Genomic DNA, 16,990 nt, shown 5'->3' with positions numbered 1-16,990 from the left:
AACTGCGAGCCTATTCCGCGATGATGCGGCTAGGATCGGTTCTGGTGGTGGCGTGTGAATTTGGTACTCATCGATCTATGTGCGCGGGGCACCCCGGACGGGCGGGTATGCTTCTGGCCGCGCCTCCGTAGCTCAGCTGGATAGAGCAAGAGCCTTCTAATCTCTAGGTCGCAGGTTCGAGTCCTGCCGGGGGCACTTATCCCCTATCGGCCCATATGCCAAAGAGCCGTCCGAGCAGCAAGAATCCAGATACGGCGGCACCTTGATACAGCGAGCAGTGGGGCGTCGATGCTGTCGGCGATATGCGGCAGGACGCCCGCCGTGATCGCGTCGATCGGGTTCACGGCACCTCCTTGGTGTAACTTCCTTCACGCCGGGGGGATTGCTCGCGTTCTTTCGAGATGCCGCCGGTGCACGACCGCATACGGAGAACGAGGGAAGGGAACTAGTTGATCAAGTGTGTACGCGCCGCAGCAGCAGCAGCCTTGGCCGCCCCGCTCGTCGCCGTCGCATTCGCTGCGCCGGCCAACGCCGCACCCGAAGACGTCACCCTCTCGGTCTACGTCAGGGGTAACTTCGTTGAAGTTGCCGTCACCAACAACTCTCGGGACCTGATCAGCTGCGAGTGGCAGGTCGTGACTGACGACGGCCGCACGCCCGGTTCAATCATCACTGGTTACATACTCCCGGGCGACGAGTATCGCACCCAGCGGTACCTCGGCGGCGGCAGCTACGAAACCAGTTGGGGGTGCATGTCCTGGGACCGTCCCGAGGTTTGGGGGACGGAGGACTTCCTTCACGACGACAAGACTGCAGAGCCAATCCGGTTCACCACCCCGGTTGGCCCATTCGGGAGCATCGACCTTGAAGGCGACGGCTTCCTTGGGATCTTCCACCCCGGCAGCCTCGAAGGCGGCCTAGGCTTCTCCTAACCACCGCTTCCCTGGCCCGGCACCATCATGGTGTCGGGCCAGAAGCATCTTCAGGCCCCCGTTCGTTCGTCTCGGTTTCGGTCCGCCCAGCACATGGCACACTCGTGCAGTCGTTCGCCATGCAGTTCGGCGCCCCGGCGTGTGCCGCCCTCAGCCGTTGAATGCGATGTGGGGTTCGATCAAGACGTTTCGGACGACGATTCCCCGAACTTTTTCAGTGGGCACTGTTAGATTCCTTCCCGCCGGGAGGGACTCACTCGCGTTCTTTCGGGGTGCCGCCGGTACACCACTTCCCGCACGCGGGCCTTCATACGGAGAACGAGAGAAAGAGAACTCCTTGATCAAGTCAGTACGTGCCGTTGCCACCGCAGCCTTGGCCACCCCACTCCTGGCCACCATGTTCGCCGCGCCGGCCAACGCCGGAGTCAAAGACGTCACCCTATCCGTCGAGGTCCACGGCAACGACGTAGAAGTCATCATCATCAACGACAGCCAGAGGACGATCACCTGCAAATGGATGGCAGAGAGTGACCGGATCTTCGGCGAGACCTACGCGGCCTTCTTTCAGTACGTCGAATCCGACGAGGAGTATCGCTACCCGGTGACCGTCGCCGACGGCACCTATACCGTCAACTGGAACTGCACTACCCCACTCGCCGGCGAGACGTGGGGGACGACGTGGGAGACCGGGCGAAAGACAGCCGAGCCCCTCGTGTTCACCGCCCCGGGCAGCACCGACGACGACAGCACGGGTTTCGGCAGCCTCGGCAGCACGTCCGGCAGCTTCGGCAGTTCCTGATCGTCCCTTCATGGCCCGGCACCATCAGCGTGTCGGGCCATGAAGCATGTTCAGGCCAGGCGCCGGCGTGCTACTCGCACGGGCGTAGCGACGTACGGCCAACGCGGCGTGCCACGCACACTCAGAGGCTGCAGCGGCTCGAGTATCCCCGGAGGAACTGAGTCCGGACATCACCATGAAGGAGGAACCGGTGTCCACTCTCGCGTCGGCAGCACGGGCTAGCACATGGGAATGGATAGCGAATCAGTCACTGGAACAACATTTTTCGTAGTCGTACGGATTGCTGAGACCGAAGGAGATGGACCCTTCTCGAGCTGCCGCGTGGCTCCGCAGGGCGCCCAGCAGGCCGAGCGGCGACATCCAGACCCACGGGCTTCGATCAAGACACTACGCATGAGGATTCCTCGACCTCGTCTGGTGGGGCACTGTTAGATTCCTTCACGCCGGGGGGGATTCACTCGCGTTCCTTCGAGGTACCACCGGTGCACCACACCCCGTAAGCGGGTCCGCATACGGAGAACAAGAGAAAGAGAACCCGTTGATCAAGTCAGTACGTGCCGCTGCCGCCGCAGCCTTGGCCGCCCCGCTCCTGGCCGTCGCGTTCGCCGCGCCGGCCAACGCCGAGCCCGAAGACGTCACCCTGTCTGTCGACGCCAGAGGAAACTTCGTTGAAGTCTCCATCGCCAATAACAGCCCGGAGATGATCACCTGCAACTGGGTGGCAACGAACGACGCAGACCCCGACATCACGAACGCGTCCCCGCATTGGTCCATCAATCCCAACCGCAACTGGGTCATCACGACGGTATTCATCGATGGCGACTATCACCTCAGCTGGTCATGTGTCGGCCAATCGACTGACGAGACTTGGGGGACAGGGGAAACGGACGAACCATTGGCGTTCACCGCTGACAGCACCTCCGGCAGCCTAGGTAGCCTCGGCAGCACCGCCTCTGGAAGTGTCGGCAGCCTCATGTACGGCGGCATCGCGAGCCTCGAGTACGGCAGCCTCGGCAGCCTCGAATACGGCAGCTTCGGCATTTCCTGACCACCCCTTTCTGGCCCGGCACCATCAGGGTGTCGGGCCAGAAGCATGTTCGGGCCGCGGTTCGTTCGTGTTGGCATGCGGCGCAACGCGGCTCCAGGTGAGCCTTGGCTGCGACGCCTTTCTGCAGATCAACGGGACGACCCACCGAAGCGTTCTCCATCGCAACTTCGATTCCGGACAAATATCCGCATTGCCGGAATGTGTCCCGTATAGTCCGACTGCATGACGAGACCACGCGGCCCAATCTCCTTGGTCCCGTGTGCACTACCCCCGGCAACACCACTCACTGCCCCGTAGGCCCGTTAGCCCGAGGAGTCCGGCCACGATGCCACACACCGATGTTGCCCCTCCTGATCGTGGCAATACCCCCTTTGCCGGATCACGTGCCCGACGACGTACGGCCGGGCTGGCGGTAGCCCTGACGGCTGGCCTGATGCTCACTACCGGACCGGCCGCGCACGCCGACACTGTCACCAGCTCCGTCCCCGTCGGCGAGGGACCGCGCGGGGTGGCGATCACCCCCGACGGCACCCACGCGTACGTCACCAACATGGACGACGACACTGTGTCGGTAATCGATACCGCAGACAACACCATCGTCAGCACCGTCGACGTCGGTGACGGGCCGTACGGTGTGGCGATCACCCCCAACGGCAACTACGCCTACGTCGCCAACAAATGGGACAACACGGTGTCGGTGATCGACACCCGCACCAACCAAGTCTCCGGACTCCCGATCGACGCCGACGGCGGACCGTGGGGTGTGGCGATCACTCCTGACGGTGAACACGTCTACGTCACCAACGACGACGGCGGCACGGTGTCGGTGATCGACACCAAGACCAACCTCGCCACCGGAGACCCGATCGACGTCGGCGACGGGCCTTACGGGATTGCGATCACCCCCGACGGTGACGCCTATGTCGCCAACGATGAAAGAGTGGTGGTGATCGACACCGCCACCAACACCGTCACCGACACAGTCAACATTGGCGACGGGCCGGCAGCGGTAGCGATCACTCCTGACGGCAGCCGCGCCTACGTCACCAACATCGAATACGACACGGTTTCCGTGATCGACACCGCCACCAAACTCGTCACCGCATTTCCGATCAACGTCGGCGGGTATCCGGTCGGAGTGGCATTCACGCCCGACGGCAGCCGCGCCTACGTCACCAACAACGATTTCGACGCGGTATGGGCGATCGACACCGCCACCAACCTCGCCACCGGAGCCCCCATCAACGTCGGCGCAGGGCCAACCGGGATAGCAATCACACCCGACGGCAGCCGCGCCTACGTCACCAACCGCTTCGGCGACTCGGTGTCGGTGATCGAGATCGAGCCAACGCCGTCGACCGGATCGCTCGGCAGCCTAGGCTCTTTGGCACCGTCGGCCGGATCACTCGGTAGCCTAGGCTCTTTGGCACCGTCGTCCTGACCAACGCGCTCCACCGGAAGAACGCGGCACTCCACCCAAGAGTGGACTCTGACCCGGCGGTTTCGAGGACGCTTCCGCCGGGATCACCACGCAGGTGCTGGAAGGCGCAGCACTGACACAGTCGGGATCCTGTGTGCGCCGCCGAGCCCACCGCCTGCGCCGGCAAGATCGCAGGTTCGAGTCCTGTGGAGGACACCGAGTAGGGAGACACTTCGACGACTGTGGCCCGTCCCTGTGCAGGGACGGGCCACAGGTCACCCGGTCGCGCGAATCATTCCTCTTCCGGCAAGTCCTCGGTTTCCGGCAAGTCCTCTGTTTCCGGCAGGTCCTCGGTTTCCGGCGAGTCCTCGGTTTCCGGCAAGTCCTCGGGCATGTCGAAACGGAGGAGCTTCTGCTCGCCGGTCTGCGCGGGGTCGGGGCGGTCGACCTGCTCCGCTGACTTCATCCTGTCGACCCGGCTCAGATCAGTCCGCATGTAGATCACGTTGTACCGATCCCATGTCGTCAGTACGAAATACAGGTACTGTCCAGTAGCCCACGGGTGCATGAATCCGCCGTACAGCGACGGTAGTGTGATCGCACTGATGAGCGTCTCGGTACCGCTCCACGGGCCCCACGGATGGTCGGCCTGACGGATCTTCAGACCACCCACGTCCGTGTACATCGCAATGTACTTGCCGAGGTAGTCGTTCCATTGCACCGACAGCTCGCTGACTGGCGCCTTGATCACAGGTTCAGCGTCCGCGATGGTCGAGGACCAGTCGGTTCCAGTCCAGTACTCGTATTTGGTCGGGTCTTCCATGGCGTCCAAGGTCGCCGGCACCCGGGCCAACCGCGCGGAGCCGGAACGCCCTGAGGGGGTGCCGAATTCGTAGACGAACCCGTCGCCGCGGTCCGGCACGAACGCACTCATCTGCCAATTCTCGTTGTGTGACGAGAACGCTGGCGGGACAATTCCGTCCGGGAACTCCGGATCCATCGGATCCAGATTGACCCGGACGGTCGGCACCACCACATCCCACGTATCGCCATTGTCGTCCGAGCGGGCGATCGCGGAGTAGTTCGTCATCCACTCGCCGGGGGCGCCCCACGAGCGTACCGACATGAAGCGAACGTACTGGACCCCGTCCACCTCGACTCCGGCCGTCGGGATGACGGTGAATTCGAGGCTGCCCAGCGGAAGGTTGAGCAGGCCGTCGATGACCTGCTTGGAGAAGTTCACAGCGGGCGGCGGGGCGAGCGGCGAGCTGTCGATCCGCATGCCATCGCTCAGCGTAGTGTCGCTGCTCCGGAACAGGGCGTTGCTGCGCCACTGGGTGCCGGGTTCATCGCAGTCGCCGACGGTGTCCCCGAAGGCCATCAGCACCTGTCCTTGGCCGTTGTCCCACATGATGCCGAGATCGGTGCCCGAGACACTGTACTTCTCGATGCTCTCGTTCGGACTACCCGGACCGGTGACCATCTCGATCGCCTTGGTGCGGCCGGTCAGCACCGGCAGCGCGCCGTCGGGAGAACCGATGATCCACGGAAGCGAATTCGCGAGCGAACCCGTCGCACTGCCCAGGCTGCCCGAGCCCAGGCTCCCGATCAGGGTTCCCGTGCTGCCGGAGCTACCGCTACTGCCAGAGCTGCCCAGGCTACCGCCACCGCTCTGCCCGCACGGTCCCCCGACCGCACCGGCCGGAGTCGCCATCGCCACCGACAGGCCCACGGTGACCGCGGAAGCCGACAGTACGGCGGTCCAACTACGCTTCACTGCCCTCACAGACTGCGTCCTTCCCATCGCTCGAGGTATGCGCCGACCAATGAGGAAACCACAGAAAGTCAAAGCAGCTGCCGCTGCGCGGGTGTGATTTCCGTCCGGCCGAGCTCTCCCCCCGTTCTCACCGGGAGGCTGCTCGGGCTCGGCCAACGACGAACCGGTAAGGCGAAGTTGCTGATCGAGCCCAGGAGATCTCGCGGCGGTTGATGCGATCCAGCGCGGGAGGAAGCGTTGACGCGCCGGCAATGCCGACAAGGTCGCAGGTTCCAGTCCTGTCGGGGACACCGAGCAAGGAGGCTCTTCGACGACTGTGGCCCGTCCCCGTACAGGGACGGGCCACAGCTCACCCGGTCGTGCGGATCATTTCTCTTCCGGCAAGTCCTCGGGAATGTCGAAACGGAGGAGCTTCTGCTCGCCGGTCTTTGCGGGGTCGGGACGGTCGACCTGGTCGGCGGGCGACATCTTGTCGAGCTTGCTCAGGTCGGTCCGCATGTAGATCACGTTGTAGCGATCCCATGTCGTCAGTACGAAATACAGGTACTGCCCAGTAGCCCACGGGTGCATGAATCCGCCGTACAGCGACGGCAACGTGTCCGGACTGATGAGCGTCTGGGTACCGCTCCACGGGCCCTCTGGATGGTCGGCCAAACGGATCTTCAGACCACCCACGTCCGTGTACATCGCTATGTACTTGCCGAGGTAGTCGTTCCACTGCACAGACAGCTCGCTGACCGGTTCCTCGATCACCGGTTCCGCGTCCGCGATGTTCGGCGACCAGACGGTTCCGGTCCAATACTGGTATTCGTTCAGGTCTTCCAGGTCTGCCGGGTTCGCCGGCACGCGGGCCAACCGCGCGGCCCCGTTCCGCCCTGAGGTAGTTCCGAATTCGTAGACGTACCCGTCGCCGCCTGGCACGAACGCACTCATCTGCCAATTCCCGTTGTTCGACGAAAACGCCGGCGGGACGATCCCGTCTGGGAACGCCGGATCCATCGGGTCGAGATTGACCCGGACAGTTGGCACCACCACATCCCACGTTTCGCCGTTGTCGTCCGAGCGGGCGACCGCGGAGTAGTTAGTCGTCCACTCGCCAGGGGCACCCCACTCGCGCACCGACATGAAACGAACGTACTGAACCCAGCGGTCCCGGTCTTCTTCGTAAACCGCCACGCCGGCCGTCGGGAGGACGGTGAACTCGAAGCTGCCTAGCGGAAGATCAAGCAGCCCGTCGATGATCTGCTTGGAGTAGTTCTCGGGTGGAGGAGGTGCGAGCGGAGAACTGTCGATCCGCATGCCATCGCGCAGTGTCTCATCGCTGCTCCGGAACAAGACGTTGCTGCGCCACTGGGTGGGGGGGTCGTCGCAGTCGCCGAAGGTGTCCCCGAAGGCCATCAGCACCTGCCCTTGGCCGTTGTCCCACATGATGCCGAGGTCGGTACCCGAGACACCGTATTTCTCGATGCTCTTGTTCGGACTACCCGGACCGGTCACCATCTCGATCGCCTTGGTGCGGCCGGTCAGCACCGGCAGCGCGCCGTCGGGCGAACCAATGATCCACGGAAGCGAATTCGCGAGCGAACCCGTCGCGCTGCCCAAGCTGCCCGAGCCCAGGCTCCCGATCAGGCTTCCCGTGCTGCCGGAGTTGGCAGTGCTGCCCAAGCTGCCCAAGCTGCCAGGGCTGCCCGAGCCACCGCCAGCGCTCTGCCCACACGGTCCCCCGTGCCCATCCGCTTCGACCGAAGTCGCCATCGCCACCGACAAGCCCACGGTGACCGCAGCAGCCGACAGTGCCGCGGTCCAGCTACGATTCACTGCTCTCACGGACTGCGTCCTTCCCATCGCTCGAGGGGGAGGCGACTCGCACGGAACTTCCCCGAGGTGTGCGCCGATCAATGAGCAAACCATGGAAGACCGACGATGTCGGTGAAGCTAAGAGTGCGATTCCCGTCGAGCCGCGTTCTCTTCCTGCTTGTCGGGAGGACGCTCCAGCTCGGTCGTAATCAGGATCCTCGCTATATGCGGTCGAGCTCACCGCCTGCGCCCGCAATGCCGACAACGTCGCGGGTTCGACTCCTACAGGGGCACGGAACAGAGGACTCTCCCCGACCTGTGGCCCCCGGTCGGGGGCGGGCCACGGGTCAACGGGCAGGTGCGAACCATTACTCTTTGGGCTTGTCGAAACGCAGGAGCTCCCGCTCACCGGTCTACGCTGGGTCGGGACGGTCGAACTAGCCAGTCGGCCACGTCTTGTCGAGCACGCTCAGATCGGTCCGCGCATAGATCACGTTGTACCGATCCCACGTCGTCAGTACGAAGTACAGGTCCGAACCCGTCGCCCATGGGTGCATGAACCCGCCATACAGCGACGGCAGCGTGGCCGCACTGATGAGCGTCTGACTACTGCTCCACGGGCCCCACGGATTCGTGGCCTGACGGATCTCGAGGTCGCTCCCGTCCGTGTACATCGCTATGTACTTGCCGAGGTAGTCGTTCCACTGCACCGACAGCTCGCTGACCGGGGCCTTGATCACCGGTTCCGCGTCCTCCATGTCTGGTGACCAGCCAGTTTCCGTCCAGTACTCGTACTTGTTCGGGTCTTCCAAGTCCGCTGAGGTTGCCGGCACACGGGCCAGCCGCGCAGGCCCGGAACGCCCTGAGGCGGTACCGAATTCGTAGACGAACCCGTCTCCGCGGTCTGGCACGAACGCACTCATCTGCCAATCCACATTGCCCGTCGAAATCGCTGAGTCGAGGGTGAGCCGGACCGTCGACCGCACTACGTCCCACGTCTCGCCGTTGTCGTATGAACGAGCGATCGCGGAGTAGTTGGTCGTCCATTCGCCGGGTTCGTCCCACGAACGCACAGACATGAAACGAACGTACTGGACTCCGTCCACCGCCACGCCAGACGTCGGGATGACGGTGTACTCGGGGTAGCTGCCCGGCTGAGCCTCGAGCAAGCCGTCTATTACCTGCTTGGAATAGTTCGGGGGCGCCTCTGCGAGCGGCGAGCTGTCGATTCGCATGCCATCGCTCAACGTGGTGTCGTTGCTGCGGAACAGGACGTTGCTGCGCCACTGGGTGCCAGGTACGTCGCAATCGCCAACGGTGTCCCCGAAGGCCATCAGCACCTGCCCTTGGCCGTTGTCCCACATGATTCCGAGGTCGGTGCCCGCGACACCGTACTTCTCGATGCTCCCGTTCGGACTACCCGGACCGGTGACCATCTCGATCGCCTCGGTGCTACCTCTCAGCTCCGGCAACACGCCGTCGGGCGAATCCCGAATCCAGGGAAGCGAATTCGCGAGCAAACCCGCCGCACTGCCGATGCCGCCGATCAAGCTTCCCGTGCTGCCGGAACCGCCGGCGCTGCCGGAACCACCCGAGCTACCCCCGCTACCGGAACCACCCGAGCTACCCCCGCTACCGGAACCACCCGAACTACCCCCGCTACCGGAACCACCCGAACTACCCGCGCTACCGAAACCGGCCAAGCTACCGACACCGGCCAAGCTACCGAAACCACCTGAGCGACCGGGGCTGGCTGTGTCACCCGCGCCGTTCCCCTCGTCGTTGCCCTCGTCGCTCTGCCCGCACGGTCCGCCGACCAGCCTCTCTTCCGCTCCCACCGGAGTCACCGTCGCCACCGACAGGCCCACGGTGACTACGGCGGCCGACAGCACGGCGGTCCAACTACAATCCACTGCCCTCACAAACTGTGCCCTTCCCATCACTCGTGGAGGAGGCGAGTGCACGTGTTCCTCCCCGAGGTGTACGCCGACCAATGAGCAAACCATGGAACGTCAAAGATGTCTCCGCTAGTCGCGCCAAAGATCTCTTCCTGTTCTCACCGGGTTGATTCCGCTACGGTGACCGCATGACTACGGATGCACGGATCGACCGAGTTCACCTGGGCGAACTGACCTTCGACGTCGCGACTTCAGGACCGGCCGACGGAACCCCGGTCGTACTCCTGCACGGGTTTCCCGAGAGTTCGGCGGCGTGGCGGCTGGTCACGCCGCGGCTGGTCGACGCCCGGATGCGGGTCATCGCCCCGAATCAGCGCGGCTATTCGCCCGGCGCGCGGCCGCCGGCCATCGAGGACTACCGAGCTGATCGCCTCGTCGAAGATGTCATCGGACTACTCGACGCCTACGACCTGGACACGGCGCACCTGGTGGGCCACGACTGGGGCGCAGCCGTCGCCTGGGAGGTCGCCGGACGTCATCCGGACCGACTCCGCAGCCTGACCGCTGTGTCGGTCCCGCATCCGGCGGCGTTCGGATGGGCCCTACGCGAGGACGAAGACCAACAGCGCCGCTCCAGCTACATCGGCCTGCTCCGACAGGAGGGCAAGGCAGAAGCTGTCTTGCTGGAGGACGACTCGCGGCGACTGCGAGCGATGTTCGGCAAAGGGGTCGACCCCGAGCTTGTCGACGAGCACGTGCGACTCCTGTCCGAGCCCGGGGCGCTGACAGCTGCGTTGCATTGGTACCGCGCCATGGTCCAGGAGTCCGAGAACCTGCCGCCCGTACGGGTGCCGACGACGTACGTGTGGAGCACTTCGGATCCGGCACTCGGCCCGGCCGCTGCCAAGCGGTGCGGCGAGTTCGTCGATGCACCATACCGTTTCGTCGTCCTCGACGGTGCTAGCCACTGGATTCCAGAGGAGAACCCGGACGCACTGACCGACGCGATCCTCGCGCACGCAACGGTCGCCTGACGCATCGGTCAGCTCGGGAGGGAGCCGGCCGCACTGCGCGTCGGCGCCTGTACCGACAGCAGTGCCGCGAGCCCGACACCCAGGACCACGAGCAGCCCCACGATCCCCGCCCGGTCGGCGCCGAGCCACCACGCGAAGAAGCCGAACAGCGTCGGAGCAAGAAAGGACACCGCACGGCCCGTGGTGGCGTAGAGACCGAACATTTGGCCTTCACGCCCGGGCGGGGTGATTCGGGTGAGGAAACTGCGGGCCGAGGACTGCACCGGCCCGACGAACAGCGACAGCAGCAGCCCGAAGATCCAGAACAACGCTGGACCGGAGATCGCCAGCAGCACGATGCCGACGACGATCATCGCGACCAGCGACCCGACAATCACGGGCTTCGGACCAGTCCGGTCGTCGACGCGTCCGCCGACCATTGCCCCCAGCGCGGCGACGACGTTCGCCGCGACACCGAAGAGCAGGACGCTGTCGGACGCGAGCCCGTACACGTTGACGGCGAGCACCGCTCCGAAGGTGAAGACACCGGCCAACCCGTCGCGGAACAAGGCACTCGCGATGAGGAACCGCACAATGCGGCGATCGACGGCCCACAACTCACGCAGGTCCCGCCACAACACCCGGTAGGACTCGAGGAAGCCCCCTGTGTCCGCACCCGGATCGGCCGAGGTGCGTGGCACTTCGGGCACCATCAGCAGCACAGGAATTGCGAACACCGCGAGCCACACGGCCGCGAGTAGGGCGACCATCCGGACGTTGAGACCGCCCTCGGTGGTCAACCCGAGGAAGCCACGGGTGTCGCCGTCTCCGGAGATGAACCCGAAGTAGCACACGAGCAGCAGCACGATGCCACCGAAATAGCCCATCGCCCAGCCGAACCCCGACACCCGGCCGACCGTCTCCGGCGTCGAGACCTGGCGCAGCATGGCGTTGTACGGCACTTGGGCAAGTTCGAAGATCACCGACGCGAAGCCCAACAGGACCAGGCCGAGCCAGAGGTAGTGGTAGTCGTCGACGACGAAGAACATGCCCGCCATCGCGGCGACCGTCAGGAACGTCAGGACGGCGAGCGAGCGTTTGCGCCGACCCGTCGCATCGAAACGCTGTCCGCTCACCGGCGCGAGTACCGCGATGAAGAACCCGGCGATGCCGAGAGACCATCCCAGCCACGTGCTCGCCGACACCGAACCGGGCAGGTCGTCCCCGACCGCGTCGGTGAGGTAAACGGAGAACACGAACGTGAGGATGACGGCGTTGAACGCCGCCCCACCCCAGTCCCACAGGCCCCATGCCACGATCTGGCGTCGTGTCGCCGCCTGACCGATGCCCGCCTCCCCCGCCACGCCGGCGCTCATGGCTCCCGAGCCTAATCGCGCGCGCCGTCGACCTGCGGCCACAACACACCGACTTCATTAAGCACCGGGTTGCATACTCACCCTGTTGCATACAAGATATGAGTCGTGGCACTCGAACACGCGATCCTCGTGTCCCTCAGCGAACAGTCGGGCTCAGGGTACGAACTCGCGCGCCGGTTCGACAGGTCGATCGGCTTCTTCTGGAGCGCCACCCACCAGCAGATCTACCGCGTACTCAAGCGGATGGACGATGCGGGCTGGGTCACGGGCGAATCGATCGCACAGGACGGTCGCCCGGACAAGAAGGTGTACCGCGTCTCGAGCGCGGGACGGGCCGAACTGGCCCGCTGGATCGCTGAGCCCACCCAACCCGGGCCGCTGCGCAACGAACTCGCCGTGAAGATCCGCGGCGTCGCGAACGGGGACGTGGCCTCACTGCTCGCCGAGGTGCGTCGGCACCGCGACGAACATGCCGCGCGCCTCGACCTGTACCGCCGCATCGAACGGCATGACTTCCCCGAGCCCCGGCACCGTACCGGCCGGACCCTGCACCAGTACCTCGTCCTTCGTGGCGGCATCCTCGTCGAGGGAGGATTCGTCGACTGGTGCAACGAAGTGCTGGCCACCCTCGGCAAACAGCACTGACGACGTTCCCACGGTAAACCTCCTACCCGACCGAAAGGCCAGGCATGACCTCCTCCTTCCCACACATACTCGCGCCGCTCGATCTCGGCTTCACGACGCTGAAGAACCGCGTGATCATGGGTTCGATGCACACCGGCCTCGAGGACCGCGCGAAGGACACCGGGCGCCTGGCCGAGTACTTCGCCGAACGGGCGCGCGGCGGCGTCGGGCTGATCGTGACCGGCGGATACGCCCCCAACCGCACCGGGTGGCTGTTGCCGTTCGGCGCCAAGCTGACCAACCGGCTCGAGGCTCGGCGGCACCGCGCCATCACCAAGGCCGTCCACGACGAGGGCGGCAAGATCGCGCTGCAGATCTTGCACGCCGGCCGCTACAGCTACCAACCGTTGAGTGTGAGCGCATCGTCGATCAAGGCGCCGATCAACCCGTTCCGCCCCCGGCGACTCACCAGTCGCGGCGTGAAGTGGCAGATCCGCAATTACGTACGGTGTGCGCGCCTCGCCCAGTCGGCCGGATACGACGGCGTCGAGATCATGGGCGGCGAAGGCTATTTCATCAACCAGTTCCTGTGCGAGCGGACCAACAAGCGCACCGACGAGTGGGGCGGCACGGCGGAGAAGCGTCGGCGGATGGCCGTCGAGATCGTCCGCCGCACCCGCGCCGCGGTCGGGCCGGAGTTCGTCATCATGTTCCGCCTGTCGATGGCCGATCTCGTCGAGGGCGGGCAGACCTGGGACGAGATCGTCGCGCTCGCACAGGAAGTCGAGGAGGCCGGGGCGACGATCATCAACACCGACATCGGTTGGCACGAGTCTCGGGTACCGACGATCGTGACGTCGGTGCCGCGGGCAGCGTTCGTCGACGTCACCGAGAAGCTCGCGAAGCATGTGTCGATTCCGGTCGCGGCGTCGAACCGGATCAACATGCCCGAGGGGGCCGAGGAGATTCTCACCCGCGATCAGGTGCAGCTGATCTCGATGGCCCGGCCGATGTTGGCCGACCCGATGTGGGTCAAGAAGGCTGAGGCGGGCGCGCCCGACGAGATCAACACGTGCATCGCCTGCAATCAGGCCTGCCTCGACCACGCCTTCGGCAACAAGCACGTCTCGTGCCTGCTCAACCCGCGTGCGGGCCGTGAGACCGAACTGAAGTTGCTGCCCACACGCCGGAAGAAGAAGGTGGCCGTGGTCGGTGCCGGTCCCGCCGGACTCTCGGCGGCGCTGGGCCTGGCACAGCGGGGTCACGCCATCACGTTGTTCGAGGCTCGGGACGAGATCGGCGGCCAATTCGGGATCGCGCAGAAGATCCCGGGCAAGGAAGAGTTCGCCGAGACGATCCGGTACTTCCGGCGCCAGCTCGAACTCACCGGGGTCGACGTGCGACTCGGGACCCGGGTCGAGGCCGCCGAGCTGATCGCAGCCGACTACGACGAGGTGGTGATCGCCACCGGTGTCACCCCGCGTGTGCCGGACATCCCCGGCATCGACCACCCGAAGGTGCTCTCCTACGCCGACGTCGTCCGGGACGGTGCGACGGTCGGAGATACGGTCGCGGTGATCGGCGCGGGCGGCATCGGCGTCGACGTCAGCGAGTTCCTCACCCACGAGCACTCCCCCACGCTCGACCTCGCCGAATGGAAGCGCGAATGGGGTGTGACGGACCCGGAAGCGGCCGCTGGTGCCCTCACCACTCCGCAGCCGTCACCGTCACCGCGCGAGGTCTACCTGCTGCAGCGCAAGCCCGGTCGGATCGGAGCGGGACTCGCGAAGACCACGGGCTGGGTGCATCGTGCCGCGCTGAAGGCCAAAGGCGTCCAAGAACTTTCCGGAGTCAACTACGAACGCATCGACGACGCCGGCCTGCACATCACGTTCGGCGAGAAGCGCGAGCGTCCCCGCACCATCGCCGTGGACAACGTTGTGATCTGCGCCGGTCAGGAATCGGTGCGCGACCTCGTGGACGACCTCACCACGGCGGGCGTGACGACGCACATCATCGGTGGCGCCGACGTTGCGGCCGAGCTCGACGCCAAGCGCGCCATCGAGCAGGGCACCCGGCTGGCAGCGGGGATCTGACGCATGACCACCACGTTTCCCATGACCCGCTACGCTTCACAGTCGTGAGTCTGCCGAATCCCAACCCTGACGCCCGCGCGGTCGTGACCGGCGCTTCCTCCGGTATAGGCGAGGCGCTTGCCGCCGAACTGGCCGCGCGCGGACACTCGCTGATCCTCGTAGCTCGCCGCGGTGAGGTGATGGAAAAACTCGCTGCAGAGCTACGTGAGAAGCACGGCGTGGAGGTCGAGGTCCGCGCCGCGGACCTATCCGACCGCGATGCCCGCGGCCCGCTCGTCGCCGAACTGGCGGAGCGGGAGATCTCGATCCTGTGCAACAACGCGGGCATCGCGACGTTCGGTCCGCTCACCGAGCTGGATCCGAGCTACGAGCGCGACCAGGTCGAGCTCAATGCTGTCGCCGTGCACGATCTGACGTTGGCTGTCCTGCCCAGGATGGTGGCCCGCAAGTCCGGCGCGATCCTCATGGTCGGCTCCGCCGCGGGCAACATGCCCATCCCGAACAATGCGACCTACGCAGCAACCAAGGCGTTCGTGAACACCTTCTCCGAGTCGCTGCGCGGCGAACTGAAGGACAGCGGCGTCAATGTCACGTTGCTCGCCCCGGGGCCAGTCCGCACCGAGACCCCGGACCCGGCCGACGCGTCCATCGTCGACAAGCTCGTTCCCGACTTCCTGTGGATCTCGAGCGAGCACGTGGCGAAGGTCTCGCTCGACGCCCTGGCCGAGAACAAGATGCGGATCGTCCCCGGCATCCTCAGCAAGGGCATGTCGGTTGCCGGGCAGTACAGCCCTCGTGCCGTCCTCGCACCCATCGTCGGGACGTTCTACAAGAAGCTGGGCGGCTGACCCGGACCACCCCGGGTCCAGATGTACAGCGAGGACCGGGACCGGGCGCCGAAACCCGCTGATCTCAGCGGTCGTTCGGTGCTCGTCCCGGTCGCTTCGCGAGCAGACGGTGCCGGTCCACGACCGCGGGCGGAATTCGCACGCGCACAGCCGGATTTGTCGCGTTCGTTGCGAAGTTGTGCACTGCTGACATTTCCCCGATCAGTCCTGACTACTGTGTCTGTCGTGCAGGACAAACTGGTATGGATCGATTGTGAAATGACGGGCCTTCGGCTCGGTTCGGACAAGCTCATCGAGATTGCCGCACTGGTGACCGACAGCGACCTGAACATCCTCGGCGACGGAGTGGATATCGTGATCCACGCCGACGACGACGCACTGGCGGCAATGCCCGACGTCGTGGCCGAGATGCACATGCGCTCAGGGCTCACCGATGAGGTACGCGCGTCGACCGTGACCGTGGCCGAGGCAGAGCGCATGGTGCTGGACTACATCCGCGACCACGTACCCGTCGCCGGCACCGTGCCGCTCGCAGGCAACTCGATCGCAACCGACCGTGGGTTCATCGCCCGGGACATGCCCGAACTGGATGCGCACCTGCACTACCGCATGATCGACGTCAGCTCGATCAAGGAACTCTGCCGACGCTGGTACCCGCGCATCTACTTCGGTCAGCCGGAGAAAGGCCTCGCGCACCGCGCTCTCGTCGACATCAGGGAGTCGATCCGCGAACTGCGGTACTACCGACGGACCGCATTCGTTCCCGATCCGGGACCTTCCAGCGTCGAGATCGCGGCCGTCGCGAAGGAATTGGGACACGCCTGACCTGGCGATTGGCCCTTTCGGCGATCGTCAGGCTAATATTTGTCTCGCTGAAGCCGCCGGTCCCGACCGGCAGCGATGCGATGGTGAGTGTAGTTCAGTTGGTAGAGCACCAGGTTGTGATCCTGGATGTCGCGGGTTCGAGTCCCGTCACTCACCCCGAAAGAACGCCCTCCGGCGATGCTGGGGGGCGTTCTCGTTGCCCTCGTTCCCGGCACTAGGCTCCTGGGGCCGCGTAACCCCACACCAACGGACGAGACAGACCCGCGGGACGTCTAGTCGAACAACGTGGGCACGTCCCCGGTACTGGTGTCGCCCGCGACGGGGGCAGGGCGAGCCCCGGGTTCAGCCTTCCGGACCACGGTCAACGTCGTCGTTCGGCGCGAGAGCCGACGTCCGTCCGCGTGCTCGAGCAACGCCATACCGTGTCTGACCTCGAGGACGGTCCACGGGCCCGCGTGCCCCGCTGCCTGAACCAGATCTCCGACTCCCACCGTTTCCACGCTCAGCTCCCGTTTCTTCGGATGATTCGGTCATACC

General features: G+C 65.1%; 14 protein-coding genes and 2 tRNA genes. 11 read left to right on the top strand and 5 right to left on the bottom strand.

Features of this window, described 5'->3' with window-relative positions; all coding sequences use genetic code 11:
* Nucleotides 1–121: 121 nt before the first annotated feature.
* The 5 genes from EF834_RS07160 to EF834_RS07140 all read left to right on the top strand — a co-directional run bounded on the left by EF834_RS07160 (nt 122) and on the right by EF834_RS07140 (nt 4,220).
* A tRNA-Arg gene (locus EF834_RS07160) sits at nt 122–195 on the top strand.
* A gap of 290 nt (nt 196–485) precedes the next feature.
* Nucleotides 486–932 (top strand): hypothetical protein, encoded by a 447-nt coding sequence (locus EF834_RS07155; protein WP_206615196.1) that lies wholly within the window; start codon nt 486–488, stop codon nt 930–932.
* 337 nt (nt 933–1,269) lie between these two features.
* Nucleotides 1,270–1,731, top strand: a complete 462-nt coding sequence (locus tag EF834_RS07150; protein ID WP_127946499.1) for a hypothetical protein — start codon at nt 1,270–1,272, stop codon at nt 1,729–1,731.
* A 538-nt stretch (nt 1,732–2,269) separates the two neighbouring features.
* Nucleotides 2,270–2,779 carry a hypothetical protein gene (locus EF834_RS07145; protein ID WP_127946498.1) on the top strand — a complete coding sequence of 170 codons (510 nt, stop codon included), beginning with the start codon at nt 2,270–2,272 and terminating at the stop codon, nt 2,777–2,779.
* A 325-nt stretch (nt 2,780–3,104) separates the two neighbouring features.
* Nucleotides 3,105–4,220: a beta-propeller fold lactonase family protein gene (locus EF834_RS07140; protein WP_127946497.1), complete on the top strand. Its 1,116-nt coding sequence runs from the start codon at nt 3,105–3,107 to the stop codon at nt 4,218–4,220.
* Nucleotides 4,221–4,491: 271 nt separating this feature from the next.
* Here EF834_RS07140 and EF834_RS07135 read toward each other — a convergent pair whose 3' ends face one another.
* From EF834_RS07135 to EF834_RS07125, 3 genes are all read right to left on the bottom strand, one after another.
* Complete coding sequence (locus tag EF834_RS07135) at nt 4,492–5,985, bottom strand: DUF4185 domain-containing protein (RefSeq protein ID WP_235871033.1); 1,494 nt, start codon at nt 5,983–5,985, stop codon at nt 4,492–4,494.
* A gap of 357 nt (nt 5,986–6,342) precedes the next feature.
* Nucleotides 6,343–7,803, bottom strand: coding sequence for a DUF4185 domain-containing protein (locus EF834_RS07130; RefSeq protein ID WP_235871032.1), 1,461 nt, complete (start codon nt 7,801–7,803; stop codon nt 6,343–6,345).
* Nucleotides 7,804–8,210: 407 nt separating this feature from the next.
* Nucleotides 8,211–9,695, bottom strand: coding sequence for a DUF4185 domain-containing protein (locus tag EF834_RS07125; protein ID WP_235871031.1), 1,485 nt, complete (start codon nt 9,693–9,695; stop codon nt 8,211–8,213).
* Between the two features lie 164 nt (nt 9,696–9,859).
* On the opposite strand from EF834_RS07125, the gene EF834_RS07120 reads away from it, so the two are divergent.
* Nucleotides 9,860–10,705: an alpha/beta fold hydrolase gene (locus tag EF834_RS07120; RefSeq protein WP_127946494.1), complete on the top strand. Its 846-nt coding sequence runs from the start codon at nt 9,860–9,862 to the stop codon at nt 10,703–10,705.
* Between the two features lie 8 nt (nt 10,706–10,713).
* On the opposite strand, the gene EF834_RS07115 is transcribed toward EF834_RS07120, so the two are convergent.
* Nucleotides 10,714–12,060 carry an MFS transporter gene (locus EF834_RS07115; RefSeq protein ID WP_127946493.1) on the bottom strand — a complete coding sequence of 449 codons (1,347 nt, stop codon included), beginning with the start codon at nt 12,058–12,060 and terminating at the stop codon, nt 10,714–10,716.
* Nucleotides 12,061–12,165: 105 nt separating this feature from the next.
* Between EF834_RS07115 and EF834_RS07110 the strand changes: the two genes are divergently transcribed.
* From EF834_RS07110 to EF834_RS07090, 5 genes are all read left to right on the top strand, one after another.
* A complete protein-coding gene (locus tag EF834_RS07110) occupies nt 12,166–12,705 on the top strand; it encodes a PadR family transcriptional regulator (protein ID WP_127946492.1) in 540 nt (179 codons plus the stop codon).
* Between the two features lie 44 nt (nt 12,706–12,749).
* Nucleotides 12,750–14,780: an NADPH-dependent 2,4-dienoyl-CoA reductase gene (locus EF834_RS07105; RefSeq protein WP_127946491.1), complete on the top strand. Its 2,031-nt coding sequence runs from the start codon at nt 12,750–12,752 to the stop codon at nt 14,778–14,780.
* A 44-nt stretch (nt 14,781–14,824) separates the two neighbouring features.
* Nucleotides 14,825–15,628, top strand: coding sequence for a mycolate reductase (gene cmrA, locus EF834_RS07100; RefSeq protein ID WP_127946490.1), 804 nt, complete (start codon nt 14,825–14,827; stop codon nt 15,626–15,628).
* A 225-nt stretch (nt 15,629–15,853) separates the two neighbouring features.
* A complete protein-coding gene (gene orn / locus EF834_RS07095) occupies nt 15,854–16,453 on the top strand; it encodes an oligoribonuclease (protein ID WP_127946489.1) in 600 nt (199 codons plus the stop codon).
* 83 nt (nt 16,454–16,536) lie between these two features.
* Nucleotides 16,537–16,609 (top strand) — tRNA-His (locus EF834_RS07090).
* 116 nt (nt 16,610–16,725) lie between these two features.
* Here the strand turns inward: EF834_RS07090 and EF834_RS07085 are convergent.
* Nucleotides 16,726–16,953, bottom strand: a complete 228-nt coding sequence (locus EF834_RS07085) for a hypothetical protein (protein ID WP_127946488.1) — start codon at nt 16,951–16,953, stop codon at nt 16,726–16,728.
* Nucleotides 16,954–16,990: the final 37 nt, after the last annotated feature.

This window comes from Rhodococcus spongiicola (assembly GCF_004011835.1).
GTDB lineage: Bacteria > Actinomycetota > Actinomycetes > Mycobacteriales > Mycobacteriaceae > Prescottella > Prescottella spongiicola.
The sequence above is the reverse complement of the archived record's forward strand: the minus strand, read 5'-3'. Positions and strand labels throughout refer to the sequence as shown.